At 60.1% G+C, this 25,156-nt stretch carries 25 protein-coding genes; 11 read left to right on the forward strand and 14 right to left on the reverse strand.

The genetic code is table 11. The features are described 5' to 3' along the window. Positions 1-162 precede the first annotated feature (162 nt). Positions 163-546 (reverse strand): PaaI family thioesterase, encoded by a 384-nt coding sequence (locus RGV33_RS01180; protein ID WP_322142770.1) that lies wholly within the window; start codon positions 544-546, stop codon positions 163-165. Then, complete coding sequence (locus RGV33_RS01185; RefSeq protein ID WP_322142771.1) at positions 546-2,870, reverse strand: Tex family protein; 2,325 nt, start codon at positions 2,868-2,870, stop codon at positions 546-548. Before RGV33_RS01185 ends, RGV33_RS01180 begins: the two co-directional genes overlap by 1 nt. A 357-nt stretch (positions 2,871-3,227) precedes the next feature. Between RGV33_RS01185 and ompR the strand changes: the two genes are divergently transcribed. Both ompR and RGV33_RS01195 read left to right on the forward strand, forming a co-directional pair. Further along, positions 3,228-3,968: a two-component system response regulator OmpR gene (ompR, locus tag RGV33_RS01190; RefSeq protein ID WP_003213175.1), complete on the forward strand. Its 741-nt coding sequence runs from the start codon at positions 3,228-3,230 to the stop codon at positions 3,966-3,968. A gap of 116 nt (positions 3,969-4,084) precedes the next feature. After that, positions 4,085-5,398: an ATP-binding protein gene (locus RGV33_RS01195; RefSeq protein ID WP_003213176.1), complete on the forward strand. Its 1,314-nt coding sequence runs from the start codon at positions 4,085-4,087 to the stop codon at positions 5,396-5,398. Between the two features lie 129 nt (positions 5,399-5,527). Here RGV33_RS01195 and rimK read toward each other — a convergent pair whose 3' ends face one another. Continuing rightward, positions 5,528-6,433: a 30S ribosomal protein S6--L-glutamate ligase gene (gene rimK, locus RGV33_RS01200; protein WP_003213178.1), complete on the reverse strand. Its 906-nt coding sequence runs from the start codon at positions 6,431-6,433 to the stop codon at positions 5,528-5,530. Continuing rightward, positions 6,430-6,894 (reverse strand): ATP-dependent zinc protease, encoded by a 465-nt coding sequence (locus RGV33_RS01205; RefSeq protein WP_375140093.1) that lies wholly within the window; start codon positions 6,892-6,894, stop codon positions 6,430-6,432. Before RGV33_RS01205 ends, rimK begins: the two co-directional genes overlap by 4 nt. Positions 6,895-7,208: 314 nt before the next feature. Between RGV33_RS01205 and RGV33_RS01210 the strand changes: the two genes are divergently transcribed. After that, positions 7,209-7,616 carry an RNA-binding S4 domain-containing protein gene (locus tag RGV33_RS01210; RefSeq protein WP_322142772.1) on the forward strand — a complete coding sequence of 136 codons (408 nt, stop codon included), beginning with the start codon at positions 7,209-7,211 and terminating at the stop codon, positions 7,614-7,616. A 41-nt stretch (positions 7,617-7,657) separates the two neighbouring features. Here the strand turns inward: RGV33_RS01210 and RGV33_RS01215 are convergent, their stop codons facing one another. After that, a complete protein-coding gene (locus RGV33_RS01215) occupies positions 7,658-8,458 on the reverse strand; it encodes a phosphatase PAP2 family protein (RefSeq protein ID WP_322142773.1) in 801 nt (266 codons plus the stop codon). A 126-nt stretch (positions 8,459-8,584) separates the two neighbouring features. On the opposite strand from RGV33_RS01215, the gene hslO reads away from it, so the two are divergent. Beyond that, positions 8,585-9,487: an Hsp33 family molecular chaperone HslO gene (gene hslO, locus RGV33_RS01220; RefSeq protein WP_322142774.1), complete on the forward strand. Its 903-nt coding sequence runs from the start codon at positions 8,585-8,587 to the stop codon at positions 9,485-9,487. A 179-nt stretch (positions 9,488-9,666) separates the two neighbouring features. Then, on the forward strand, positions 9,667-11,208 hold the full coding sequence (locus RGV33_RS01225; RefSeq protein ID WP_322142775.1) for a phosphoenolpyruvate carboxykinase: 1,542 nt from the start codon (positions 9,667-9,669) through the stop codon (positions 11,206-11,208). A 57-nt stretch (positions 11,209-11,265) separates the two neighbouring features. Here RGV33_RS01225 and RGV33_RS01230 read toward each other — a convergent pair whose 3' ends face one another. From RGV33_RS01230 to RGV33_RS01245, 4 genes are all read right to left on the reverse strand, one after another. Further along, complete coding sequence (locus tag RGV33_RS01230) at positions 11,266-12,117, reverse strand: EamA family transporter (protein ID WP_322148598.1); 852 nt, start codon at positions 12,115-12,117, stop codon at positions 11,266-11,268. Between the two features lie 114 nt (positions 12,118-12,231). Beyond that, positions 12,232-12,609: a DUF1493 family protein gene (locus RGV33_RS01235; RefSeq protein WP_322142776.1), complete on the reverse strand. Its 378-nt coding sequence runs from the start codon at positions 12,607-12,609 to the stop codon at positions 12,232-12,234. 323 nt (positions 12,610-12,932) lie between these two features. After that, positions 12,933-13,532, reverse strand: a complete 600-nt coding sequence (locus RGV33_RS01240) for a putative adenosine monophosphate-protein transferase Fic (protein ID WP_322142777.1) — start codon at positions 13,530-13,532, stop codon at positions 12,933-12,935. Then, on the reverse strand, positions 13,532-13,702 hold the full coding sequence (locus RGV33_RS01245) for a YhfG family protein (RefSeq protein WP_322142778.1): 171 nt from the start codon (positions 13,700-13,702) through the stop codon (positions 13,532-13,534). Before RGV33_RS01245 ends, RGV33_RS01240 begins: the two co-directional genes overlap by 1 nt. A gap of 209 nt (positions 13,703-13,911) precedes the next feature. Here RGV33_RS01245 and RGV33_RS01250 point away from each other — a divergent pair, with 209 nt between their 5' ends. The 3 genes from RGV33_RS01250 (at position 13,912) to RGV33_RS01260 (ending at position 17,312) form a co-directional block, all read left to right on the forward strand. Continuing rightward, complete coding sequence (locus RGV33_RS01250; protein WP_322142779.1) at positions 13,912-15,849, forward strand: RecQ family ATP-dependent DNA helicase; 1,938 nt, start codon at positions 13,912-13,914, stop codon at positions 15,847-15,849. Between the two features lie 114 nt (positions 15,850-15,963). Next, a complete protein-coding gene (locus RGV33_RS01255; protein ID WP_322142780.1) occupies positions 15,964-16,821 on the forward strand; it encodes a M15 family metallopeptidase in 858 nt (285 codons plus the stop codon). 59 nt (positions 16,822-16,880) lie between these two features. After that, positions 16,881-17,312 carry a thioesterase family protein gene (locus tag RGV33_RS01260; RefSeq protein ID WP_322142781.1) on the forward strand — a complete coding sequence of 144 codons (432 nt, stop codon included), beginning with the start codon at positions 16,881-16,883 and terminating at the stop codon, positions 17,310-17,312. Positions 17,313-17,449: 137 nt separating this feature from the next. On the opposite strand, the gene RGV33_RS01265 is transcribed toward RGV33_RS01260, so the two are convergent. From RGV33_RS01265 to RGV33_RS01280, 4 genes are all read right to left on the reverse strand, one after another. Next, positions 17,450-17,929, reverse strand: a complete 480-nt coding sequence (locus RGV33_RS01265; protein ID WP_322142782.1) for a glycine zipper domain-containing protein — start codon at positions 17,927-17,929, stop codon at positions 17,450-17,452. Positions 17,930-18,163: 234 nt separating this feature from the next. Beyond that, positions 18,164-20,512 (reverse strand): FdhF/YdeP family oxidoreductase, encoded by a 2,349-nt coding sequence (locus tag RGV33_RS01270; RefSeq protein WP_322142783.1) that lies wholly within the window; start codon positions 20,510-20,512, stop codon positions 18,164-18,166. Further along, entirely contained in the window at positions 20,509-21,348 is an 840-nt protein-coding gene (fdhD, locus tag RGV33_RS01275) for a formate dehydrogenase accessory sulfurtransferase FdhD (RefSeq protein WP_322142784.1), read from the reverse strand. The genes RGV33_RS01270 and fdhD overlap by 4 nt, the downstream gene beginning before the upstream one ends. A 95-nt stretch (positions 21,349-21,443) precedes the next feature. Continuing rightward, positions 21,444-22,331: a LysR family transcriptional regulator gene (locus tag RGV33_RS01280; protein WP_017478126.1), complete on the reverse strand. Its 888-nt coding sequence runs from the start codon at positions 22,329-22,331 to the stop codon at positions 21,444-21,446. 130 nt (positions 22,332-22,461) lie between these two features. Here RGV33_RS01280 and lysM point away from each other — a divergent pair, with 130 nt between their 5' ends. Beyond that, entirely contained in the window at positions 22,462-22,908 is a 447-nt protein-coding gene (gene lysM, locus RGV33_RS01285; protein ID WP_322142785.1) for a peptidoglycan-binding protein LysM, read from the forward strand. Positions 22,909-23,000: 92 nt separating this feature from the next. Here the strand turns inward: lysM and yrfG are convergent, their stop codons facing one another. Beyond that, positions 23,001-23,663 (reverse strand): GMP/IMP nucleotidase, encoded by a 663-nt coding sequence (gene yrfG / locus RGV33_RS01290; RefSeq protein ID WP_010168969.1) that lies wholly within the window; start codon positions 23,661-23,663, stop codon positions 23,001-23,003. Between the two features lie 87 nt (positions 23,664-23,750). On the opposite strand from yrfG, the gene nudE reads away from it, so the two are divergent. Continuing rightward, positions 23,751-24,317 (forward strand): ADP compounds hydrolase NudE, encoded by a 567-nt coding sequence (gene nudE, locus RGV33_RS01295; protein WP_177088789.1) that lies wholly within the window; start codon positions 23,751-23,753, stop codon positions 24,315-24,317. Beyond that, positions 24,314-25,150 (forward strand): 3'(2'),5'-bisphosphate nucleotidase CysQ, encoded by an 837-nt coding sequence (gene cysQ, locus RGV33_RS01300; protein WP_322142786.1) that lies wholly within the window; start codon positions 24,314-24,316, stop codon positions 25,148-25,150. The genes nudE and cysQ overlap by 4 nt, the downstream gene beginning before the upstream one ends. The last annotated feature ends 6 nt before the right edge of the window (positions 25,151-25,156 follow it).

Here is a 25,156-nt window from a genome sequence, read left to right on the forward strand (position 1 = left end):
TACAAGGGTGAAGTGGAAACTGGCGTTATCGCCTGGTTTTTGAGCCGGATTGACCCACTCTGAAAAGAGCCGCCCTCATCCCTGAATCTGGCTATCGCGCACGAAGAAAAGTTCGGCGCAACTTTCGCAGCGCCGAAATTAACTCAAATCGATGACAGGGAGCTATAGGACAGCGAAGGTGCCTTGTGCTTTTGCGACCAGTTTTTCGTCCTGGTACACGTCAGCCTCGACCACCAACGTACGCCGGCCGGGGTGGATCACCCGTGCGGTGCACAGCACATCGCCATCGGAAACGGCGCGGATGTAGTTGATTTTGCATTCGATGGTCGCGCTCTGCTGGTCGAAACCATGGGAGCTGGAACAGGCCAGCCCCATGGCAATGTCCACCAGGCTGAAGATCGCCCCGCCATGGAGCTTGCCAGCGCGGTTGCGCAGTTGCGGTTCCAGGGTCATGGCCACCTCGGCAACCCCTGTTTCCAGGCGTTGCAGGCGGCAGCCAATGAGGTCGCTGAAAGCGCTGTGGGTCAAGCCGGCTGGCAGTTCCATTAACGTTTCTTCAGTTGTTTGGCGTTGGCGAACAGCGAAGCCATGGCGTTATTGGCCGGGGCTGGCGCAGCGGTTTCCTTGCGGGGTGCAGCACCTTGCGACTGGCGTGGCGCCGAGCCGGGGCGGGCGCCACGGGCACCGTCGATTTTCTCGCCCGGGGTGTCGCTCATGCGCATCGACAGGCCGACGCGTTTGCGCGGGATATCAATTTCCATGACTTTCACCTTGACCACGTCACCGGCTTTCACCGCTTCACGCGGGTCCTTGATGAACTTCTCCGAAAGCGCAGAGATGTGCACCAAACCGTCCTGATGCACGCCGATATCCACAAACGCGCCGAAGTTGGTCACGTTGGTGACCACGCCTTCGAGGATCATCCCCAGTTGCAGGTCCTTGAGGTCTTCGACGCCTTCCTGAAACTCGGCGGTCTTGAACTCGGGGCGCGGGTCGCGGCCAGGTTTTTCCAGCTCTTGCAGGATGTCGGTGATGGTCGGCACGCCGAAGGTTTCGTCGGTGTACTTCTTCGGGTCCAGGCGCTTTAGGAACGCGGCGTCACCGATCAGCGAGCGGATGTCGCGGTCGGTTTCAGCGGCAATGCGTTGCACCAAAGGGTAGGCTTCCGGGTGGACGGCCGAGGAATCCAGCGGGTTGTCACCGTTCATGACGCGCAGGAAGCCGGCGGCTTGTTCGAAGGTTTTTTCGCCAAGACGTGCGACTTTTTTCAGCGCTGCACGGGTTTTGAACGCGCCGTTTTCGTCGCGGTGAGCCACGATGTTCTGCGCCAGGGTAGCGTTGAGGCCGGAGATTCGGGCCAGCAGCGCGACCGAGGCGGTGTTCACGTCAACACCGACCTTGTTCACACAGTCTTCCACCACCGCATCCAGGCCGCGCGCCAGTTTCAGCTGCGACACGTCGTGCTGGTACTGGCCGACACCGATGGATTTCGGATCGATCTTCACCAGTTCGGCCAGTGGGTCCTGCAAGCGGCGAGCGATCGAAACGGCGCCACGGATCGACACGTCGAGGTCCGGGAATTCCTTGGAAGCCAGTTCCGAGGCGGAGTACACCGAAGCACCGGCCTCGGAGACCATCACCTTGGTCATCTGCATGCCTGGGTATTTTTTGATCAGCTCGGCGGCCAGCTTGTCGGTTTCACGGCTGGCGGTGCCGTTGCCGATGGCGATCAGGTCTACCGAGTGCTTGGCGCACAGGGCGGCCAGGATCGCGATGGTCTGGTCCCACTTGTTGTGCGGCACGTGCGGGTAAACCGTGGCGTGGTCGAGCATCTTGCCGGTGGCGTCGACCACGGCAACCTTGCAGCCGGTACGCAGGCCCGGGTCGAGGCCCAAAGTGGCACGCGGGCCGGCGGGTGCAGCCAGCAACAGGTCGTGCAGGTTGTGGGCGAACACGCTGATGGCTTCGGTTTCGGCGCCGTCGCGCAACTCGCCCAGCAGGTCGGTTTCCAGGTGGGTGTAGAGCTTGACCTTCCAGGTCCAGCGCACGACTTCACCGAGCCACTTGTCCGCAGGACGATTCTGATTCTGGATGCCGAATTGTTGACCGATCATGCCTTCGCACGGGTGCATGGTGCCCGGCAGCTCGTCGCCGACTTTCAGCGCGGAGCTCAGGATTCCTTCGTTGCGACCGCGGAAAATCGCGAGGGCGCGGTGGGACGGCATGCTTTTCAGCGGCTCGTCGTGTTCGAAGTAATCGCGGAACTTGGCGCCTTCCTCTTCCTTGCCAGCGATGACGCGGGCACTCAGGGTGGCTTCCTGTTTCAGGTAGCTGCGCAGTTTTTCCAGCAGGTTGGCGTCTTCGGCGAAGCGCTCCATGAGGATGTACTTGGCGCCTTCCAGGGCAGCCTTGACGTCGGCGACGCCTTTTTCGGCATCGACAAAGCGTGCAGCTTCGCTTTCCGGGGCCAGGGCCGGGTCGTTGAACAGGCCGTCGGCCAGCTCGCCGAGGCCGGCTTCCAGGGCGATCTGGCCCTTGGTGCGGCGCTTCTGTTTGTACGGCAGGTACAAGTCTTCAAGGCGGGTCTTGGTGTCGGCGAGCTTGATGTCGCGTTCCAGTTGTGGGGTCAGCTTGCCTTGCTCTTGGATGCTGGCGAGGATGCTGATACGCCGTTCGTCGAGTTCTCGCAGGTAGCGCAGGCGCTCTTCCAGATGCCGCAACTGGATATCATCGAGGCTGCCGGTGACTTCTTTACGGTAACGGGCGATGAAGGGCACTGTGGAGCCTTCATCCAGTAGAGCGACGGCCGCTTCGACCTGTTGTGGGCGTACACCGAGTTCCTCGGCGATGCGGCTGTTGATGCTGTCCATAAAACCACCTGAAATTCTGAAAGCAGGCTTGCAGGCCCGTAAAACAAGGCTTGCAAGGCTGGTTGAGCGGCCCGACTGGCGCCGCTGCCTGGGTCAAGAGGCAGCCTATTGACCCTCGAAATCGAAAAAATCACTACAAGCGGGTGAAAAAAATCCCGTGGCCGTAGACGGTAACGAACTAACGTTGCCCTGCACAAAGGCGCCGCATTATAACCAGCGTTCCGGGCTTGGGGGGATTGCGCCAATGGTTGTAGGGCGCGGGTTCGCTGGCGGTAGAGGAAAAATCTGCTAACAATGCACACGGTGCGTATAACGGCAGCTACGCCATAATGCGCGCCGAGATAAGAGGAGCATCTAATGAGCAGCACTGCACAAACTGCTGAAGGCGAAAAAATTCTCATCGTTGATGATGATCCGGGGCTGAGTAGCCTGCTGGAGCGTTTCTTCAACTCCAAGGGCTACCGTGCCCGCGCGGTGCCAAACACCGAACAGATGGACCGCCTGTTGGGACGTGAAGTCTTCAACCTGGTGGTGCTGGACCTGATGCTGCCTGGCGAAGACGGCCTGACCGCCTGCAAACGCCTGCGCGGCGCCAACAATCAGATCCCGATCATCATGCTGACCGCCAAGGGCGACGAACTGAGCCGCATCAAGGGCCTGGAACTGGGCGCCGACGATTACCTGGCCAAGCCGTTCAACCCGGACGAGCTGATGGCGCGGGTCAAGGCCGTATTGCGTCGCCAGGCTGCCCCGGTACCGGGCGCACCAGGCAGCGAAGACGAAAGCGTGACCTTCGGTGACTACGAGCTGTCGCTGGCCACCCGTGAGCTCAAGCGTGGCGATGAAGTGCACATGCTCACCACCGGCGAATTCGCCGTGCTCAAGGCACTGGTGATGAACGCTCGCCAGCCGCTGACCCGCGACAAGCTGATGAACCTGGCCCGTGGTCGCGAGTGGGACGCCCTGGAGCGTTCCATCGACGTACAAATCTCCCGTCTGCGCCGGATGATCGAGCCTGATCCATCCAAACCGCGTTATATCCAGACGGTGTGGGGTGTGGGTTACGTGTTTGTGCCGGATGGCACTGCTACCAAGTGACCAATGATTTGCAAAAGCGGGCCTGCCGGCGTTGACTCGATAAGCGTCAGCCGGTTGCCCGGCGTTTGCAATTCTGCGAGCCTCGCTCGCTCCTGCAAGGTGTCTAGCTGTCTTTTATGAAAACCCCGTTGTGGTTCCCGCAGAGTTTCTTCTCACGCACCCTTTGGCTGGTGCTCATCGTCGTACTGTTTTCCAAGGCGCTGACACTGGTTTATCTGTTGATGAACGAAGACGTGCTGGTGGACCGGCAGTACAGCCACGGTGTGGCCCTGACCTTGCGCGCCTATTGGGCCGCAGACCCCGAGAACCGCGAGAAGATCGCCAAGGCCGCCACTCTGGTGCGGGTGGCGGGTGCAGGTGTGCCCGAGGGCGAGCAACATTGGCCCTACAGCGAAATCTACCAGCGACAGATGCAGGCCGAACTGGGTGAAGACACCGAGGTGCGGCTGCGTATGCATGTGTCGCCAGCGCTCTGGGTGAGGGCGCCGAGCCTGGGCGAGGACTGGCTGAAAGTGCCACTGTATCCGCATCCATTGCGCGGGCAGAAGATCTGGAACGTGCTGGGCTGGTTCCTGGCGATCGGATTGCTGTCCACCGCGTCTGCCTGGATTTTTGTGCGCCAACTCAACCAGCCACTCAAACGCCTGGTGTTTGCAGCAAGGCAACTGGGCCAGGGCCGCAGTGTGCGCCTGCCCATCAGCGACACGCCGAGCGAAATGACCGAGGTGTACAGCGCGTTCAACCAGATGGCCGAGGATGTCGAACAGGCGGGGCGCGAGCGCGAGCTGATGCTGGCGGGGGTTTCCCATGACCTGCGCACGCCGCTGACGCGCTTGCGGCTTTCACTGGAGCTGATGGGTAACCACACCGACCTGACCGATGACATGGTCCGCGACATCGAAGACATGGACGCGATTCTCGACCAGTTCCTGGCGTTTATCCGCGATGGTCGCGATGAGGTGGTTGAAGAGGTCGACCTGACGGACCTGGTGCGTGAGGTGGTGGCGCCCTACAACCAGAACGGTGAGCAGGTGCGTATGCGCCTGGAGCCGATCCAGCCATTCGCGTTGCGTCGGGTATCGATGAAGCGCTTGCTGAACAACCTGATTGGCAACGCCCTGCATCACGCCGGTTCCGATGTGGAAGTGGCGGCGTATGTCTCCGGGGATACCAGCGCGCCTTACGTGGTGCTGAGTGTCATGGACCGGGGCGCCGGTATCGATCCGGCGGAGCTGGAAGGCATCTTCAACCCGTTCACCCGTGGTGATCGTGCCCGGGGTGGCAAAGGTACAGGCCTGGGGCTGGCGATTGTGCGGCGGATTGCTTCGATGCATGGCGGCAATGTTGAGTTGCGCAACCGGCCGGATGGCGGCCTGGAAGCGCGAGTTCGCTTGCCGTTGGGGCTGATGTTGCCCAGGGACGCGGTCTAACACCCAACACAGATTAAATATGGGAGAGGGCTTGTGTGGGAGCCGGGCTTGCCCGCGATGGCATCGCCGCGGTTCGCCAGAAAAGCCGAGGTGCCTGTATCGCAGGCAAGCCAGCTCCTACAGGGGTGTTTAGCCCTTGCCTTTGGTGCGCGTCATATTCGGCCCACCACTTTTTTCCAGATGCTGAATGATGATCCCCGCCACATCCTTGCCGGTGGTGGTTTCGATGCCTTCCAGGCCCGGTGAAGAGTTCACCTCCATCACCAGCGGCCCGTGGTTGGAACGCAAGATATCCACACCCGCCACGCTCAACCCCATCACCTTGGCAGCCCGCAGCGCAGTCATGCGCTCCTCCGGGGTGATCTTGATCAGGCTGGCGCTGCCACCACGGTGCAGGTTGGAGCGGAATTCCCCCGGCTTGGCCTGGCGCTTCATCGCGGCAATCACCTTGTCGCCCACCACGAAGCAGCGAATATCGGCACCGCCGGCTTCCTTGATGTACTCCTGCACCATGATGTTCTGCTTGAGGCCCATGAACGCCTCGATCACCGACTCGGCCGCCGTGGCCGTTTCACACAACACCACGCCGATGCCCTGGGTGCCTTCCAGCACCTTGATCACCAGCGGGGCGCCGTTGACCATTTCGATCAGGTCGGGGATGTCATCCGGGGAGTGCGCAAAACCGGTAACCGGCAAGCCAATGCCACGGCGCGACAGCAATTGCAGCGAACGCAGCTTGTCCCGGGAACGGGCGATGGCCACTGACTCGTTCAGGGGAGACACCCCCATCATTTCAAACTGGCGCAACACCGCGCAGCCATAAAATGTGACTGAGGCACCGATACGCGGGATCACCGCATCGAAACCTTCCAGCGGTTTGCCCCGGTAGTGGATCTGCGGCTTATGACTGGCAATGTTCATATAGGCACGCAACGTATCGATCACCACCATCTCATGGCCACGTTCGGTGCCGGCCTCGACCAGGCGACGGGTGGAATACAGACGCGGGTTACGCGACAGCACAGCGATCTTCATGCAACACCTGTGGCAGAGGTAGTAGAGACCGGGAACACCGGCTTGTCTTGAACGTATTTGACGCCGGGGCTGACCACCAGTTGGCCATCAATCAGCGCCTTGGAACCCAGCAACAGGCGGTAACGCATGGCTTTGCGGCAGGCGAGAGTGAACTCCACCCGCCATACCCGATCACCCAGCGCCAGGGTAGTACTGATCACGTACCGCACCTGGGCCTGGCCGTTGGAGCTTTTAATGGTTTTCATCGCCACCAGCGGCGCTTCGCAGCGCCGGTGACGCAGTTGCACCACGCTGCCCAGGTGCGCGGTGAAGCGCACCCACTTTGCACCGTCGCGCTCAAACGGCTCGATCTCGGTGGCATGCAGGCTTGAGGTACTGGCGCCGGTGTCGATCTTTGCGCGCAGGCCAGCCACTCCCAAGTCGGGAAGTGCCACCCACTCACGCAGACCCACAACGGTCAAATGGTCAAATGTCTTCAATATGGGTAACCGGCAATCAGAAATGTTTCGTAGTCGGCAATGACAGTAGCGCCCCACTGCTCACGGATTGTGACAGTCCCCGAAAGAATGCCGGGGCTCGGTGCCGAATTCGCGGTATTCACGCAGAATATTCACCAAATGGCGACAGATATCTCTCGGACTTCAGAAATCAGTCGGTTAAAGGGAAACTCATAAAAACTGCCTGGCACCTGGCGTATCTTAGGTGAGCCTCAGGGTTTATGCGTCGACGAGATTTGGCTGTTAGTTTGCGACATTTTTCAGAGCGAGGAATTCAAGTGGCTCAAAAGCAGGAAGAGGAAGACAAAGTCCGTTTGGACAAGTGGTTGTGGGCGGCGCGCTTCTTCAAGACCCGCGCCTTGGCCAAGGCGGCCATCGAGAGTGGCAAGGTGCATTGGCGTGGTGAGCGCTGCAAGCCAGGCAAGGAACCGCGCATTGGCGATGAGTTCCAGATTCGTGCCGGTTTTGATGAGCGAACCGTCGTGGTCCAGGCGCTTTCAATTGTGCGAAAAGGCGCTCCCGAGGCGCAGGCGTTATACACCGAAACCGAAGCCAGCATCGCCAAGCGCGAAAACGCGGCGGCCATGCGCAAGGCCGGCTCCCTGGGCATGACCACCGACGGCAAGCCGAGCAAGAAACAACGGCGCGACCTGTTCAAGTTTCGCGGCAGCGGCAATGATGATTAATCGGAAAACCGCAGGAGCCAGGCCGGCTCCTGCACTTCAACTCAAGCGCTGCGGATAACGCTCAAGCGATTGACCAATGGTACCCGCTGAAACCAACCAAACACCGGCGCGGTAATCTGTACCAACCCTCGCGAAACCTTCGCCGCAAACGGCGTGTAGTAACCCCAGCCCAACGCCAACAGCGCCAGCAAAACCCCGCCGATATAGTCGTCCTGCCCCCAATGCGCGCCGGCCACCAGCCGCGGCATCATGAACAGCAGCGCCAAGCCCCAGATCACTGACACCTGCCCGATCCGCTTGGCAAACACCGTCATGAACATGCCCCAGATCAACAACACCGATGCGTGATCCCCCGGGAAACTCTGGCTGGAGCGGTCTTTCAACTCCCATGTCTTCTCAAGGCCCGGGAAATAGTCACTCATCTGAATCGCCCCGCTGATCACCATCGACGGGCTATGGTGTTGCCAGCCCATCTGCGCCGCCAGCTTGGAAAACAGCATGCGGATAAACAACAACAGCAGCAGAATGCCCAGGAACCCGAAAAACGCCTGGCGCACCTCCATCGCCTTGAACACCCAGTCGCCGCGGATCAACAGCGCCAGCAGAATTACCCCGACCACCGCATCAAACGGTCGCAAACTGGCCACCGCCCACACATGCAACCACGTCGAGCTGCTCGCCAAGGGGTCGTTGAGCAGATGAAACAGCCACTCGTCGAAAACCACGCAGAGCGCCTGGCCCGCCGGCCAGAGCCAAAAACACAGCAGTCCCACAGCGAGTAAATTACACAGGGCCAATCGCCCGAGGTTCCACTTGGCTTGGAACAAACCCGGATTGTTCATAAACTGTTTCCTCTTGGCTTTAAAGCGCTTCGTTTTTTCCGTAGAAGGCCGCACCAAATTGGTGCTAAAGCGTGTAATTCTATAAACCTTGTCATCTTTTTGTCATCAATTCAGATACCCAGACCTATGACTGATCTACCGGATACCGACTTCACCCAACGCTTCATCTTCGACGACAGCGACGCCCGCGGCGAACTGGTCGCCCTGGAGCGCAGCTATGCCGAAGTCCTCGCCAAGCACCCCTATCCGGAGCCGGTTGCGCAATTGCTCGGCGAGCTGATGGCGGCTGCCTCGCTGCTGGTGGGCACCCTGAAATTCGATGGCTTGCTGATCCTGCAGGCTCGTTCCGAAGGCCCGATCCCGCTGCTGATGATCGAATGCTCCAGCGCCCGCGAAATCCGTGGCCTGGCCCGCTACGACGCCGACCGCATCGCCCCCGACGCAACCCTGGCCGACCTGATGCCTGACGGCGTGTTGGCACTGACCGTCGACCCAACTGTCGGCCAGCGTTACCAGGGCATTGTCGACCTCGACGGCGAAACCCTGTCCGACTGCTTCACCAACTATTTCGTGATGTCCCAGCAAGTGGGCACCCGCTTCTGGCTCAATGCCGATGGCAAGCGCGCCCGTGGCCTGCTGCTGCAACAACTGCCGGCCGACCGCATCAAGGATGAAGATGACCGCGCCGAAAGCTGGGCACACATCACCGCTCTGGCTGGCACCTTGAAAGCCGAAGAACTGCTGGGCCTGGACAACGAAACCATCCTGCACCGCCTTTACCACGAAGACGCTGTGCGCCTGTTCGACGTGCAATCCCTGCGCTTCCACTGCAGTTGCTCGCGCGAGCGCTCGGCCACGGCCCTGGTCAGCCTGGGCCTGGAAGATGCCCAGGACCTGGTGGTGGAACACGGTGGCAACATCGAGATCGACTGCCAGTTCTGCAACCAGCGCTACCTGTTCGACGCCGCCGATATTGCTCAGTTATTCGCTGGCGCAGGCGTAGACACCCCATCAGGCACCCGCCACTAAAACGTTTAAGCACAGGTAATTCACCTGACAAACGCCGGATTTCCGCCGTTCTGACCGGAGGGCTCTACTCTTTTTGGGCTTTTCTGGCATAATCCGGCCCACTTTTTTCGCGGTAGTAGTGCGCAACTTTCTACTACAAAACGTTTGGAGCACTCGGCCATAGGCCGACGGGGAACCTCATGACGCAAGCCAACAACGCCGTATACACTGACCTGAGTGTTGACGATCTGGTCAAAGAAGCCCTGCAGCGCGGTGAAGGCGTGCTTGCCGATACTGGCGCGCTGGTCGTAGAAACCGGTCACCGTACCGGCCGTTCGCCAGTCGACCGTTTCATCGTTGAAGAGCCTTCCACCCAGGCTGCCATTGCCTGGGGCCCGATCAACCGCAAGTTCCCGGCCGACAAGTTCGATGCCCTGTGGGCTCGCGTCGAGGCATTCAACAACGCGCAAGAGCATTTCGTTTCCCACGTTCACGTAGGGGCTGCAGAAGACCACTACCTGGCCGTGAAAATGACCACCCAGACTGCCTGGCAGAACCTGTTCGGTCGTTGCCTGTTCATCAACCCGGCCCAGTACAACCCGGCCGGTCGTGAAGAGTGGCAAGTGCTTAACGTGGCCAACTTCGAATGCGTGCCAGAGCGTGACGGCACCAACTCCGACGGTTGCGTGATCCTCAACTTCGCCCAGAAGAAAGTGCTGATTGCTGGCATGCGTTACGCCGGCGAAATGAAAAAAGCCATGTTCTCGGTACAGAACTTCCTGCTGCCGGCTGCCGACGTGCTGCCTATGCACTGCGCCGCCAACATCGGCGAAGCGGGCGACGTGACCCTGTTCTTCGGCCTGTCGGGCACGGGTAAAACCACCCTGTCTGCCGACGAAAGCCGCTACCTGATCGGCGACGACGAACACGGCTGGGGCGAAGGTGTTGTGTTCAACATCGAAGGTGGTTGCTATGCCAAGTGCATCGACCTTTCCGAGAAGAACGAGCCGGTTATCTGGAAAGCCATCAAGCACGGCACCGTGCTCGAAAACGTGGTGATCGACGACGCCAAGCACGCCGACTACACCAACGTCAGCCTGACCCAGAACAGCCGCGCCGCCTACCCGCTGGAGCACGTGGCCAAGCGCTCCGAGCAAAACCTCGGTGGCGAGCCCAACGCTGTGATCTTCCTGACCTGCGACCTGACTGGCGTACTGCCGCCCGTGTCGATCCTCAGCGAAGAACAAGCGGCCTACCACTTCCTGTCCGGCTACACCGCTCTGGTGGGCTCGACCGAAATGGGTTCGGGCGGCGGCATCAAGTCGACCTTCTCCACCTGCTTCGGCGCGCCATTCTTCCCACGCCCGGCTGGTGAATACGCAGAACTGCTGATCAAGCGCGTGCGCGGCTTCGGCTCCAAGGTTTACCTGGTCAACACCGGCTGGACCGGCGGCGGCTACGGCGTTGGCAAGCGCTTCAACATCCCGACCACCCGTGGCGTGATTGCAGCGATCCAGAGCGGTGCGTTGATTGGTGCCGAAACCGAGCACCTGGGCACCATCAACCTGGACGTGCCATTGGCTGTACCGGGCGTCGAGACTGGCCTGTTGAACCCACGTAACACCTGGGCTGACAAGGCTGCCTACGATGAAGCGGCGAAAGCGCTGGCAGGTCTGTTCATCGAAAACTTCAAGAAGTTTGAAGTGAGCGACGCGATCAAGGCTGCGGGCCCGAAGTTGTAAGATTCGGCCGTTGTGAAAAAGCCGCCCCTTGAGGGCGGCTTTTTTGTGGGCGAAGGATCAGTCGACGAGGTGCAGAACCACGGCGCCGACCAACACCAGCACCACACCGATTACTTGCACTGCTGACAGTCGTTCCTTGAAAAACACAAACCCGAGGATCGCCGCAATCCCGCCGGATAAAGTACTGATCACGGTCACCACCGAAACCGAGCCCGCCATTGCACCCCACGAGAAAGCCGAGAACCCACCGAGGTTCATCAGGCTCGCCCCGGTCAGCGTTGCGCAGTTTTTCAGTGGCGGAATCTTCAGGCCCTCTTTGACTTTAAGCACCATCACCACCAGCACACACAGGCCGACTAGATAGCCGAGCCAAAGCATCGTGACCGGTCCAAGCGTCGGCAGCGTGTAACGGCCCTGCACCCAAAAGCTGGTGCCGTAGAGCAACGCGGCGAGCATCGCGTAGGCGATTGAGCGGCTGGAGCTGTTGTGAGGAACGCCATTGTCCTTGTGGATGCTGGACAGGATCACACCCACCACGCACAAGGCGATACAGCCGAGCTGGATCAGGCTGATGTGTTCGCCGCTGGCCCATGACAGCAAAGTAGTCACGACGCCGTAGGACGTCACCAGAGGCGCGACGATGGCCGCCTTGCCCAAGGCGAAGGCCTTGGACAGTGCGAGGGCGCCGGAGACGGTCAGCAGGGCTGCGGCGGCGCCCAGGAGCCAGACACTCAAAGGCGCTGCTAGGGATTTGACGAGGAAGGCTGGGAAGATGATCAGCAGCAAGGTCATGATCAGAAAGCCCAGCGCCTGGCCGAAGTACACCGCGCGTTTCACGCCGACAGCTCGGGCGTTGAGGCCGACGAGGAAGTCCGTGCCGCCCCAGAGCAGGGCGGCCAGCAGGCCCATTAGTACGTCCATGTAAGGTCCTTGTTGTTTTTTGAGGGCAGCGGTGTATCGGCTTATAGGTGTGTCGGCTGTTCGGGCCTCATCGCGAGCAAGCTCGGCTCCCACATTCGATCTTTAGCGTGTTTGAGGGCTGTGTTCGCTCGGGGTTTCCAGGGCTTGCGTGTCCCAGCGTTGGGCCTTGATAGCCAGGTAAAGCATGCCGATGGTCAGCGGGATTTTGTCGCCGCGGCCTTTGGCTCGGTGTTTCAGGAAGACGTCGAAGACGGGAGGTTGGAAGTAACGATAAGCGTCGTAGTCGTTCAGGTCGACGGCGAAGTCTTGTTCCAGCGCTTCCATGAATTGATTGGCTTCGGCGCCGTCACAACCCAGGTCCAGGTTGATGGCCGTTTCAAGGCGCAGCGTCTTATGTTCAGGCAGGCCAATTTCTTCGTGCAGCAGTTGCAAGAGCTGTTGCATGGCAAGGTCTTCAGGAAAGTTGGGGGCCAGGTTCATGGTGGGCACGCGTGAGTGGGCGGGGCGACTGACTTTATCGATCGAACCGTGATCCTTCAAACGAAACAGGTCAAATGTGGGAGCCGGGCTTGCCCGCGATGGCGGCGTGTCAGTGGCAGCAGTGTTGTCTGACACACCGCTATCGCAGGCAAGCCAGCTCCCACATTTTGAGCTGTGTGGCTGCTCAGAGGGTCGGGGGTGTTCGCTCTACGGCGTCGGCGGTGGTGAGTTGCATCATTGCGTATTGGATGTCTTCGGCAGCGGCAGCGGCGTCGATGAGAAGCGGATATGTCTCGGTAAAGTTGGTTGTAAGAGGTTAATACTCAGATACTGGTAGGTGTACTGATACACCGCTCAAAAATTGCCTCCAATCCCCGATAATCACACGCCACCGCATCAATATTCGCCGGTATCCACGCCGCATTCTTCACCAGCCACCAATTCACCGAAAACCCGGCGTTGACGATGATCTGCTCGAACAGAATCCGCTGCGCACGGCCGTTCCCTTCGCGAAACGGGTGGATCACGTTGAGGTCGCCGTAGGCCTCGGCAATGTGCGTCACCAACTCTGCCTGCGTCACCCCGACAAACCAGTTGGCCTGCGCCATGTGCTGGATGATCTTGGCCGCTTCAGGCGGAATACGTTCCGGTGTGCAGAACAGTGTGTCGCCTTTCTGGATGTTGACCGTACGCAGTTCCCCGGCCCATTCGTAGATGTCCCCGAACAGGGTGCGGTGGATGTGTTGCAGGCGTTCAAGGTCGTAGGGCGGGGGATACAGCGGAAGGCTGCCGACGGCAATTTCAGACAGTTCCCGCTCGGCCTGGTGCAGGCGTTCTTCGTCGAACAAATCGAGGCGGTTACGCAGGACGCTGCTACCGGGGTAGCAGTACGGGTCCTGGCCCACGCCGTATTTGTCGAGCATCAGCGTTCAGTGTTGCGGTACTTGGCGAGGACGGCTTCGCGGGTCGGCAGGGGTTTGTCGACGTCGGCGGGCCGGGTGTCAAACCCTTCCAGGCGCAGGCTGGCCAGGTAGTTGGAACGGCGGATCTTGTCGTAGTGATCCTGCTTTTGCTCAAACGTCAGTTCGGCCATGACAGCGTCCTCTCGGTGCGAAGTTTGATTGTAGCGCAATGGGTTTGCAGATGCGTCCTGCGCGAGGTTGGAACGTTTCCTACTGGTGCCTACTCCATTGCCCAGGCTGTGTATCATCCTGTCTCTTTTTTCCTTGCGACCTTTCTCGATTCGCTGAATGCGCTGGTCTATGTTTTGGGCTCGTTCAGCGGTCAATGGAGTGACAGCTTATGCACAACACCCTCCAACAGGTCTTTGGTTATCCACAGTTTCGTTTGGGCCAGGAGGCGGCGGTCAGTGCCGTGCTGGCCGGTCGTTCGGCGGCGGCGATTTTCCCCACCGGCTCCGGCAAGTCCCTTTGTTATCAACTGTCCGCCGTGTTGCTGCCGCACCTGACGCTGGTCGTGTCGCCGTTGCTGGCATTGATGCAGGACCAGTTGGGCTTCTTGCAGCGCCACGGTATCTCGGCGGGCAGCATCGACTCGGCCCAGAGCCGTGACGACGCCAATGACGTCATGGCCCGCGCACGTTCGGGCGAGCTGAAGATCCTGATGGTCTCCGTGGAGCGCTTGAAGAATGAGCGCTTTCGCAATTTCCTGCAAAGCGTGCCGATCTCGCTGCTGGTGGTGGACGAGGCTCACTGTATTTCCGAATGGGGCCATAACTTTCGCCCGGATTACCTGAAGCTGCCCGACTACCAGCGCCAGTTCCGTATCCCCCAGGCGCTGCTGCTGACTGCCACGGCGACGCCCAAGGTGATCGCCGACATGCAGGCCAAGTTCGCCATTGCGCCAAACGATGTGATCACCACGGGTTTCTACCGCGCCAACCTCAACCTGCTGGTGGAGCCTGTCGCCGGCCAGGACAAGCGTCGACGCCTGGTGGCGTGGATGAACGAACGGGCCAATCAGCCGAGCATCGTCTACGTCACCCTGCAGAAAACCGCCGAACACATTGCCGAGCATTTGAATCGCAACGGCATCCAGGCCGAGGCTTATCACGCGGGGTTGGCCCACGATAAGCGCGAGGGCATCCAGAAACGGTTTATGGGCGGCCAGTCCAATTGCATCGTTGCCACCATTGCCTTTGGCATGGGCATCGACAAGAGCGATATCCGCAATGTGGTGCATTTTGACCTGCCCAAATCCATCGAGAACTACAGCCAGGAAATCGGCCGTGCCGGGCGCGATGGGCAGCCGTCTGACTGCCTGGTTTTGGCTAACCGCGACAGCCTGAATGTGCTCGAAAACTTTGTGTACGGCGACACACCGGAGCAAGAAGGTATTCGCCGCGTCCTGGCGGAAATACAGGCGGTGCGTAGTGATGGGCAATGGGAGTTTTTGCTTCGCTCACTTTCGGACCACAGCAACATACGTGAGCTGCCGCTGAAGACCCTGTTGGTGCAACTTGAGCTCAAGGGCGTGATTGCGCCGCGCTATGCGTATTACGCCGAGTACCGCTTCAAGTACCTGATTGAACCAGAGGCATTGCTGGCGCGGTTTTCCGGCGAGCGACAGCAGTTTGTCGCGGCGATTATCCAGGTCTGCAAACGCTCAAGAACCTGGGCGACGGTGGATTTCGACGGGCTGTATCAACAACATCAAGCCGAGCGCAGCCGGGTGGTGAAGGCCCTGGATTACTTCCAGGAACAGGGCCTGATCGAGATGGAAAGCAAGCAGATGACCGAAGTTTACGGCCTGCTGGATACCGACTTTGACCCACAGGTGTTGAGCACCGAGTTATACACAGGCTTCAAGCAACACGAGGTGACGGAAGTGGCGCGGATTCACGCCATGCTGGATTTGTTCGCCACCGAGGAGTGCCTGGGTTACCGCCTGGCGCACTATTTCGGTGATGAAAACGCACCCCGGCAATGCGGGCATTGTTCGGTGTGCCACGGTAACGTGGCCCACTTGCCGGCGCCGCCAGGCTTGCCGCCGCTTGTGGATAAAAACTTCCAGGCGCTGTGCGGCGAATTTATCCACAGGCACCATGACTACAGCGGCAGTCTGCCCAGTGCTGAACAGTTGACGCGGTTTTTATGTGGCATCAGCGTACCGTTGTTTACGAAGCTCAAGGCACGAGGTATTCCAGGTTTTGCTGTGTTGGAGGAATATGCCTACGCCGAGGTGCGTGATTGGGCGGGGGCGGGTTTGGCGGCACTCTAGTTTCCGGGCTGGAAGGTCGTGCTTTCCCTTCCAATGGCAGACGCCGCCGACAGCTATACCTTGCCTGCAGGTGAGAAGGTTTGATGCACCACTTCTTCTGCAAAGGAATTGCCCATGGCTTTTAGTTTTTCTCGTGCCGTTGTCTGCGGAGTCTGGCTGTGCGTCGGTTTGCTGATGGCTCAAAGTGCGGTGGCGTCTGTCACGCCGTTGAGCGTCAATGACTGTCGGCGGATGCAGCTTCGCAACACCATCACCGCATCCAATCCGCTGCCCTGCGCGCGCCTGGCGCGCGTCACGTTCAGCTACGTGGACTTTGACGGGGTGCTGCATAACAACGGGCAGCTCGTGGTGCTGGATGCGATCGCGCCCCACGTGGAAGAGATCTTCAAGCAGTTGCTGCAACGCCGGTTCCCGGTGCAACAGGCGGTCCCGCTGGAAACCTACCGGGGCAATGACAAGGTCTCGATGGCGCGAAACAATACCAGTGGTTTTAACGGGCGGCAGGTCAGTGGTGCCTCGGGGTGGTCGCTACATGCCTACGGCGCCGCGATTGATCTCAACCCGCTGCAAAACCCGTTCGTGCTGTTCGGGCGTAACCTGCGGGGTGAGTTCACCGGCCAGGCCACCGTTGAGCCCAAGGCGAGTACGGGGGCTGCCGTTAACCGCATGGATGCTCGCCCCTGCAAGCCGATGCGTCCTGGCCGGGCAGAAGAGGTGATTGATCTGTTTGCCGAACACGGGTTTCTGACCTGGGGTGGTTATTGGGATTTCCCACTGGATTACCAACATTTCCAGATCGGCCGGCGTTCGTTCGTGGAGTATCTGGCGCGTTTGACTACGCAGCAGGCCAGCGCTGCAATCGAGGTGTATATCACTGCCTATCGCCAGTGCCTGGAGCAATCCGTCGAGACAGACCACGCCCTCAAGCGTATGGCCTGCGTCCAGGAAACGGTTGAGCAAAGTCCAACCTGAGCTTGCGGGTGAGGCCTGAACCCCGTATCAAGGAGCCTCCTCTTGCCCGGGCCATACCAATGACCAACGCTATGCCACAGCGCGCCGATTACCTTCACTTCCAGCCGATCATCACGCGCTGGCACGACAATGATGTGTATGGGCATGTGAACAACGTCACCTACTACAGCTTCTTCGACACAGCGGTGAACACCTACCTGATCGAGCAGGGCGGGTTGGATATTCATGACGGTGAGGTGGTTGGGTTTGTGGTGAGTTCGGCGTGCGACTACTTCGCCTCGATCGCCTTTCCGGACCGTATCGAGATCGGCCTGCACGTGGGCAAGTTGGGCAACAGTTCGGTGCAGTACGAGTTGGCGGTGTTCAAGGCGGGCGAAGAGGAGGCCTGTGCTGCGGGGAGGTTCGTGCATGTGTTCGTAGATCGGGCATCGAACCAGCCGGTAGCGATTCCGCAGGCGCTGCGCGAGGCGTTGCAGCGCTTGGTGATCTGATTTCTATCTGAGAAACAATGAACATCAAATGTGGAAGCTGGCTTGCCTGCGATAGCGGTGGTGACTGATACACCGCTATCGCAGGCAAGCCAGCTCCCACAGTATTTTGCTGCGTTTTCTCGACGGTATTTCAAGTCTTACCGATGGTGGCGGTAGTGATGCTTATTGCGATGCCCATAAGCATGGCCGCGACCGCGATGGTCATCGCGGTCATACCGGCGGTTATCACGCCCACGGTAACGACGATCATCGTCATCGCTCTTGTTGCCCATGTAGTTGCCCAGCGCGCCACCGGCGCCACCGCCGGCTGCAGCGCCGATCAGGCTGCCGGTGCTGCCGCCAACGCTGCGGCCCACCACGTTGCCACCGGCTGCGCCCAATGCGCCACCAATGGCTGCTTCGCCACGGCTGCGCTTGTCTGCGCCGACCGCACTGCCGCCCGCGCCGCCAAGTGCTGCACCAATGGCCGAGCCGGTGTTACCGCCCAACTGCTGACCTACGACTGAACCCAGAACCCCGCCCAATGCGCCGCCCACACCGGCTTCGGTGGTGCCACCGGCCATGGCTGCGCCACTGACCAGGCCAAGGGACAACAAGAGAATCGAGGAGAACTTCATAGAGGAACCTCAAGAGGATGACGGCGCGATCCTGAGGTTGTATCGAGACGGAAACAATCGAAAACCGACCAGTGGTACAGGTTGTATACAATTCTCTAAGTTGCTGTTTTGTATGGGGAACTTAAGTGATTTTTGCGAGTCTTTAGTTACTTCGCAACGGCCGCTTTTATGCAAAAGCGGCCTTTTTTTGTGCCTGTAGAAAAGCTCGGGATGCTTCCTGTGGCGAGGTGTCGCTTAGGCCGACTTCGCCATGATCAACCCGGTCGCACTCGCCGCTTCCAAGCGAATCGCCACGAACTTCGAGGTTGGCGTATGGCTGCCATCGCCGGTGCTCTCCAGCGGCACCAACGGGTTCACTTCCGGGTAATACGCTGCAGCCTGCCCCGCCGGAATATCAAACGCCAGCAAGGTGAAGCCCTTCACTCGTCGCTCACGCCCGTCATCCCAGATCGACACGATGTCGGCCTTCTGCCCCGGCTTGAAGCCCAGGCGGATGATGTCGGCTTCGTTGACGAACAACACATCGCGCTGGCCCTTGACCCCGCGATAGCGGTCATCCAGGCCATAAATCGTGGTGTTGTACTGATCGTGGGAGCGCATTGACTGCATGATCAGGTCCGGCAATTGCCCGGTGTTGCGGGTGCGTTCGTGCACCAGGTCCTTGGGCAGGATGTTCGCGCGGAAGTTGGCGCGGCCCGATGGGGTGTTCCAGCGGCGTGCGCCGGCCGAGTTGCCCAGGTAGAAACCACCCGGGTTTTTCAGGCGTTCGTTGAAGCCCTTGAAGCCCGGAATGGTGTCGGCGATCAGGTCGCGAATGCGGTCGTAATCGGCCACCAGCCAGTTCCAGTCCACCGGCTTGCTGCCCAATGTCGCAGCAGCAATACCTGCCAGGATCGCCGGCTCCGATTTCATCTGTTTCGACAGCGGCTGCAACTGGCCATTGGAGGCGTGGACCATGCTGAAGGAGTCTTCCACGGTCACTGCTTGCGGGCCTTCGGCCTGGATGTCGATGTCGGTGCGGCCCAGGCATGGCAGGATCAGTGCGTCCTTGCCGTGCATCAGGTGGCTGCGGTTGAGCTTGGTGCTGATCTGCACGGTCAGGTCGCAATTGCGCAGCGCTTCAAAGGTGCGCGGGCTGTCCGGCGTGGCTTGGGCGAAGTTGCCGCCCAGGCCGATAAATACCTTGGAGCGGCCTTCGAGCATGGCGTGAATCGCTTCCACCACGTTGTGGCCGTTGTCGCGCGGTACCTGGAACTGGAAGCGCCGCTCCAGGGAATCGAGGAACGCCACTGGTGGCCGTTCGTTGATGCCCATGGTGCGGTCGCCCTGCACGTTACTGTGGCCACGCACCGGGCACAGGCCCGCACCCGGGCGGCCAATGTTGCCGCGCAGCAGCATCAGGTTGGCGATTTCCTGGATGGTCGGCACCGAGTGGCGGTGTTGGGTGATACCCATCGCCCAGCACATGATCACGTTCTTGCCTTTGGCGTACATGCGCGCCGCTTGCTCGATCTCTACCAGGGTCAGGCCGGACTGCTCGACGATTTCATCCCATGAGGTGTCGTCGATCTTGCCCAGGTAATCCAGCACGTTGGCGGTGTGTTCGTTGAGGAAGTCGTGGTCGAACACGGCCTCTTTGCCTTCGGCCTGGGCCTGGCGTTCCCACAGCAGCAGGAACTTGGCCATGCCGCGCAGGATGGCCATGTCGCCACCCAGCGCCGGGCGGAAGTAGGCGGTGTTGGTCGGCTTGTCGCCGTTGGTGAGCATTTCCAGCGGGTGTTGCGGGTGCTGGAAGCGTTCCAGGCCGCGCTCTTTGAGCGGGTTGATGCACACCACCTGAGCGCCGCGTTTTACCGCTTCGCGCAGTGGCTCCAGCATCCGTGGGTGGTTGGTGCCGGGGTTCTGGCCCCAGACGAAAATGGCGTCTGCATGTTCGAAGTCATCGAAGGTCACGGTGCCTTTGCCCACGCCCACGCTTTGCGCCAGGGCCACGCCGCTGGCTTCGTGGCACATGTTCGAGCAGTCCGGGAAGTTGTTGGTGCCGTAGGAGCGCACGAACAGTTGATACAGGTAAGCCGCTTCGTTGCTGGCCCGGCCCGAGGTATAGAACTCGGCCATGTCCGGGTTTGGCAGCGCATTGAGGTGCTTGCCGATCAGGTCGAAAGCCGACTCCCAGCTGATGGGCTTGTAGCGGTCGGTTTCTGCGTCGTAGCTCATTGGCTCGGTCAGGCGGCCCTGATATTCCAGCCAATAGTCACTCTGCTCAATCAGCGCGCTGACGCTGTGCTTGGCAAAGAACGCCGCGTCAACGCGGCGCTTGGTGGCTTCCCAGTTGACCGCCTTGGCGCCGTTCTCGCAGAACTTGACCATGCCGCTTTCCGGCGAGTCGCCCCAAGCGCAGCCCGGGCAGTCGAAGCCGCCGTTCTGGTTGGTCTTGAGCATCATGCGGATGTTTTTCAGCGCGTTGTCGCTGGTCAGCCAGGCCTGCGCCACGCTGATCAGTGCACCCCAACCACCGGCCGGGCCTTTGTAGGGCTTGTAGCGCGGGGTGGGTTTGTCGTCGGCTTGATGATGAGTGCTCACGCTTGATTCTCCATCGCAGGGCTATAGACCCGCGGCGCACTTTTCTGCGGCAGGTGGATGAGATTGAGGTTGTGCCGGCGGGCCCATTGCAGGGCCAGGCCGGTGGGCGACGACAGGCTGACCAGAGTCTGGATGCCTGCGCGCAATACTTTCTGGATCAGTTCGAGGCTGCAGCGGCTGGTGACAATTGCCAGGCCGCCGTCGGTCGGAATCTTTTGGCGGATCAGCGCGCCGATCAGCTTGTCGAGGGCGTTATGCCGGCCGATGTCTTCACGGCCCAGCAGCAATTCGCCCTGGTTGTTCATGAACACCGCCGCATGCACCGCGCCGCTGTATTGGCCCAGCGGTTGGAACGCGCTGATGCGCTGGCGCAGGCCGTCCAGCCATTGCGCGGGCGGCAAAGGCGCCCCGGGCAACACCTTGAGGTTTGGCAACGCTTGTTCCACGGCTTCTACACCGCACAGCCCACAGCCGCTGGTGCCGGCGAGTTGCCGGCGCTGCTGCTTCATATTCCAGAACGCGCGACTGGAAATCTGTACCTGGGCGTATTGCGTCGAGCCCGAACCGCTGATTTTCAGGTCATAAATGTCGCTAACGTCTTCGATAATGCCACTACCGATGCTGAAGCCGACGATAAAGTCTTCAAGGTCGGTGGGCGTCACCAGCATCACCGCCTGGCTGATGTCGTTATAGGCAATCGCCAACGCGACTTCCTCGGCGAGCGCGGTGCTGGCCGATTCCGTGTGTTCAAGATTACAAAACTGGTAGCTCTGGCTGGCGGCGGGCGCGGGCGTTTCGAGGGCGGGCGCCGCGCAGACTGGGCGCTGGGCGTTCATTGGGCATTACCACCGGGAGTATTCAGCTGTAAGACTAGGCGCGACAAAGGGTTGCGTCTAATCGTCAGTACTGATCTACCGATAGATGACGTCGATCAAGGCTCCAGCAGCGATTTCTGATACAGCGCAAAACAGGCTTCTGCCAGCGCTGAACGCGGTGCGCTGCGACGCATGATCAGCCCCAGGCGGGCCAGAGTGTGTGCGTCTTCAATGGGTTGCAGGCGCAGATGCTCGGTGAGGGCATCGAGACCGCCGTCCAGTGGCATTACCGCGCAACACAGGCCGCCGTGCACGGCTTGTAACAATTGATGGACGGCGTCGGTCTGCAACAGCGGCTGTGGGTTCAGGCCGCGGCTGTGGAAATTGTGGTCGATGGACTGGCGAAAGTGCATGCCGCTGGTGAGCATGCCCAGAGGCAGTTCGATCAGCGCTTCCCAGCTCAGGGGTTTGTCGCCGAAGCTGAAGAACCGTTGGTCGTACAGCAGGCCCATGCGGGTTTCGCCCAGGGCCAGGGAGTCGAAGCGCTCGGCGTCCAGGCGCTCGAGGTACGACACGCCGAGGTCCAGGCGGTTGCTGGCGAGCTGCTCGAGGATTTGCTCGGAGCTTAATGCGGACAGCTCAAAGCGCAGGCTCGGGTGTTCTTTATGCAGCTTCTGCATCAACGCCAGCGGATCGAAACTCGACAACGGCACTACGCCCAGGCGCAACGTACCCACCAGGTTGCCGCGACAGGCAGCCGCCTCTGCCTGCAAACCGTCATACGCCGCCAGCACCGTGCGCGCCCAGGCCAGTACGCGCTCGCCCGGAGCGGTAAAACCTTCGAAACGCTGGCCACGATTGACCAGCGGCAATTGCAGCTCTTCTTCCAGGCTGCGCAGGCGCATCGACAGGGTCGGCTGGGTGATGTGGCAGCGCGCGGCCGCCTGGCCGAAGTGACGGGTTTCGTCGAGGGCGATGAGGAATTTCAGCTGTTTGATGTCCATCTTCGCTCCGGGCTTATTCCAATGCGGGGTGATTCTAGCGCGTTTGGGTCTTTGGGCAGCCTGGAACCCAATTCTGTAGGACTGGTCTAGTCTTTGGCATCTGGAATTCATATCCCAAGGAGAGCGCACCATGAGTATTTTTAGCTTTGTTAAGGAAGCAGGCGAGAAGTTGATTGATCTGTTGACGCCGGGTAATGCCAACGCCAGTGATGAGCTGAAGAAGCACATACAGGAAGTCGGGTTGGGCAATCCCAATATTACCGCGACGGTTGATGGCGATAAGGTCACCGTCAAAGGTGAAGTGGGCAGCCAGGAAGAGAAAGAAAAGATCATTCTGGCCGCTGGCAATATTGCCGGTGTTGGCAGCGTTGATGACCAAATCACTGTGGCTGCCGGCGCACCTGTTGTCGCTGCCGCCCGCTTTGTTGTAGTGAAAAAAGGCGACACCTTGAGCGCGATTTCACTGGCGGTGTATGGCAACGCCAACCAGTACAACAAAATCTTCGAGGCCAACAAGCCGCTGCTTAAAGATGTGAACAAAATCTACCCAGGGCAGACACTGCGTATTCCTGAGTAAGGCTTCATATTGAGTGATGGCAATCGCGGGCAAGCCCGCTCCCACATTTGGAATGCATTCTCGTGTGGGAGCGGGCTTGCCCGCGATGCGATCTAAAGCCCGACAATCAACTCCCGATAATCCCCAACCGCCGCAAACTCCGCCGTGTCCTTTGGCCCCTTGCGGCTGTCTGGTTCTTTCACCGCCAGCAAATGCCCCACGCCAAAATCCCGGGCACTGCGCAGGATCGGCAAGGTGTCATCGATAAACAGGCTGCGGGCCGGGTCGAAGGCAATGTCGGCGTGCAGGGCGTCCCAGAACTGCGGGTTTTCCTTGGCGAACCCATAGTCATGGGAACTGATCAGTCGCTCGAAATAAGGCGCCAGTTCGATGCGTTCCAGCTTCAACGACAGCGAATCCCGATGGGCGTTGGTGATCAGGATCACCCGCTTGCCCGCCTGTTTGATCGCCGCCAGGAAGGTGTCGGCATCCGGGCGCAAGGCGATCAGGTGCGCGGTTTCCAGCTTGAGTTCACGCACCGGGATCTTCAGTTCGGCACTCCAGAAATCCAGGCAATACCATTGCAACTGGCCAGCGTTGCGCTCAAACAGCGGCTGCAGTTCCATCTCGGCCATGGCCCGGCTCACGCCATGCAGCTCGGCATAGCGCTGGGGCAGGTGCTCCATCCAGAAGTGGTTGTCGAAGTGCAGGTCGAGCAAGGTGCCGTCCATGTCCAGCAGGACGGTGTCGATGGCGTGCCAGGGCAATGGAGGCATAAAGAACACTCATGTAAGAAAAGATATCCGACACAGACAATCGGAAAAGCCACGGTATAGTAACCCGATCACGCCAAGGAGCCGCTCATGCGCCAGAAACCCACCGTCCTCGCCCGCGAAATAGTCGCCAGTAGCCGTTTGTTCCGCGTGGAGGAAGTGCAATTGCGCTTTTCCAATGGCGTGGAGCGGACCTACGAGCGCCTGGTGGGCCGAGGCGCCGGTTATGGCGCGGTGATGATCGTGGCGATGATCGACGCGGACCATGCGCTGCTGATAGAAGAATATTGCGGCGGCACCGATGAGTACGAACTGTCATTGCCCAAGGGCTTGATCGAGCCGGGCGAAGACGTGTTGGCGGCGGCAGACCGGGAGCTCAAGGAAGAAGCCGGCTACGGCGCCCGACAGTTGGAACATATCACCGAGCTTTCACTGTCCCCCGGCTACATGAGCCAGAAAATCCAGGTAGTGCTGGCCACCGAATTGTATGAAGAACGCCTGGAAGGCGATGAGCCGGAGCCGATGCGCGTCGACCGGGTCAACCTGCGGGAGCTCTCGCAATTGGCGCAAAACGAGCAGTTCAGCGAGGGCCGCGCCTTGGCGGCGCTGTACCTGGTACGTGACTTATTGACTCAACGTGGAGCGTTCCAGCCATGAGTGAACTGTTCCTGGGTCACCCGTTCATTGCCCCTGTGATCGAATTGGCCCGCCAGGCCGGTGAGGTTATCCTGCCGTATTGGCGCGCCGATGTGGCCGTCACTACCAAGACCGATGATTCGCCGGTCACGGCTGCCGACCTCGCCGCACACCACCTGATCCTCGCCGGGCTTACCGCGCTGGACCCAAGTATCCCGGTGCTGTCTGAAGAAGACGCCGATATCGACCAAAGCGTGCGCGCCGGTTGGCAGCGCTGGTGGCTGGTGGACCCGCTGGATGGCACCAAGGAGTTCATCTCTGGCAGCGAGGAGTTCACCGTCAATATTGCCTTGATCGAAAAAGGCCGCGTGGTGTTCGGTGTGGTGTCGATGCCTACCAGCGGTCGGTGCTACTTCGGCGGTGCCGGGCTGGGTGCCTGGCGTTCCGATGTAGGTGCTGCGCCCAAGCAAATCCAAGTGCGCCAGACCCCGGCGAGCGGTGAAGCGTTTACCGTGGTTGCCAGTCGTCGCCATACCAGCCCTGAGCAAGACCGCTTGCTCGCGGGCTTGAGTGCCGGATTGGGCGAGTTGAAGCTGGCCAATATCGGCAGCTCGTTGAAGTTCTGCCTGTTGGCTGAAGGCAGCGCCGATTGCTACCCGCGCCTGGCGCCGACCTCGCAGTGGGACACCGCTGCGGCACAGGGTGTGCTGGAAGGGGCGGGCGGTGAAGTGCTGGAGCTGGATGGGCAGCCGTTCAGCTACCCGGCGCGGGCGTCGTTGTTGAACCCGTTCTTTCTGGCATTGCCGGCTAAAGCGGAGTGGCGCGAGCGTCTGCTGACCCTGGCTCGTTCCTGATGCCAG

Origin of the sequence: Pseudomonas sp. Bout1 (assembly GCF_034314165.1) — a bacterium.
Taxonomy (GTDB): domain Bacteria; phylum Pseudomonadota; class Gammaproteobacteria; order Pseudomonadales; family Pseudomonadaceae; genus Aquipseudomonas.

Coding starts and splice junctions, on each gene's coding strand:
- RGV33_RS01180 (WP_322142770.1), bottom strand. CDS start 546: ATGGAACTGCCAGCCGGCTTGACCCACAGCGCTTTCAGCGACCTCATT.
- RGV33_RS01185 (WP_322142771.1), bottom strand. CDS start 2,870: ATGGACAGCATCAACAGCCGCATCGCCGAGGAACTCGGTGTACGCCCA.
- ompR (WP_003213175.1), top strand. CDS start 3,228: ATGAGCAGCACTGCACAAACTGCTGAAGGCGAAAAAATTCTCATCGTT.
- RGV33_RS01195 (WP_003213176.1), top strand. CDS start 4,085: ATGAAAACCCCGTTGTGGTTCCCGCAGAGTTTCTTCTCACGCACCCTT.
- rimK (WP_003213178.1), bottom strand. CDS start 6,433: ATGAAGATCGCTGTGCTGTCGCGTAACCCGCGTCTGTATTCCACCCGT.
- RGV33_RS01215 (WP_322142773.1), bottom strand. CDS start 8,458: ATGAACAATCCGGGTTTGTTCCAAGCCAAGTGGAACCTCGGGCGATTG.
- hslO (WP_322142774.1), top strand. CDS start 8,585: ATGACTGATCTACCGGATACCGACTTCACCCAACGCTTCATCTTCGAC.
- RGV33_RS01225 (WP_322142775.1), top strand. CDS start 9,667: ATGACGCAAGCCAACAACGCCGTATACACTGACCTGAGTGTTGACGAT.
- RGV33_RS01230 (WP_322148598.1), bottom strand. CDS start 12,117: ATGGGCCTGCTGGCCGCCCTGCTCTGGGGCGGCACGGACTTCCTCGTC.
- RGV33_RS01235 (WP_322142776.1), bottom strand. CDS start 12,609: ATGAACCTGGCCCCCAACTTTCCTGAAGACCTTGCCATGCAACAGCTC.
- RGV33_RS01240 (WP_322142777.1), bottom strand. CDS start 13,532: ATGCTCGACAAATACGGCGTGGGCCAGGACCCGTACTGCTACCCCGGT.
- RGV33_RS01245 (WP_322142778.1), bottom strand. CDS start 13,702: ATGGCCGAACTGACGTTTGAGCAAAAGCAGGATCACTACGACAAGATC.
- RGV33_RS01250 (WP_322142779.1), top strand. CDS start 13,912: ATGCACAACACCCTCCAACAGGTCTTTGGTTATCCACAGTTTCGTTTG.
- RGV33_RS01255 (WP_322142780.1), top strand. CDS start 15,964: ATGGCTTTTAGTTTTTCTCGTGCCGTTGTCTGCGGAGTCTGGCTGTGC.
- RGV33_RS01260 (WP_322142781.1), top strand. CDS start 16,881: ATGACCAACGCTATGCCACAGCGCGCCGATTACCTTCACTTCCAGCCG.
- RGV33_RS01265 (WP_322142782.1), bottom strand. CDS start 17,929: ATGAAGTTCTCCTCGATTCTCTTGTTGTCCCTTGGCCTGGTCAGTGGC.
- fdhD (WP_322142784.1), bottom strand. CDS start 21,348: ATGAACGCCCAGCGCCCAGTCTGCGCGGCGCCCGCCCTCGAAACGCCC.
- RGV33_RS01280 (WP_017478126.1), bottom strand. CDS start 22,331: ATGGACATCAAACAGCTGAAATTCCTCATCGCCCTCGACGAAACCCGT.
- lysM (WP_322142785.1), top strand. CDS start 22,462: ATGAGTATTTTTAGCTTTGTTAAGGAAGCAGGCGAGAAGTTGATTGAT.
- yrfG (WP_010168969.1), bottom strand. CDS start 23,663: ATGCCTCCATTGCCCTGGCACGCCATCGACACCGTCCTGCTGGACATG.
- nudE (WP_177088789.1), top strand. CDS start 23,751: ATGCGCCAGAAACCCACCGTCCTCGCCCGCGAAATAGTCGCCAGTAGC.
- cysQ (WP_322142786.1), top strand. CDS start 24,314: ATGAGTGAACTGTTCCTGGGTCACCCGTTCATTGCCCCTGTGATCGAA.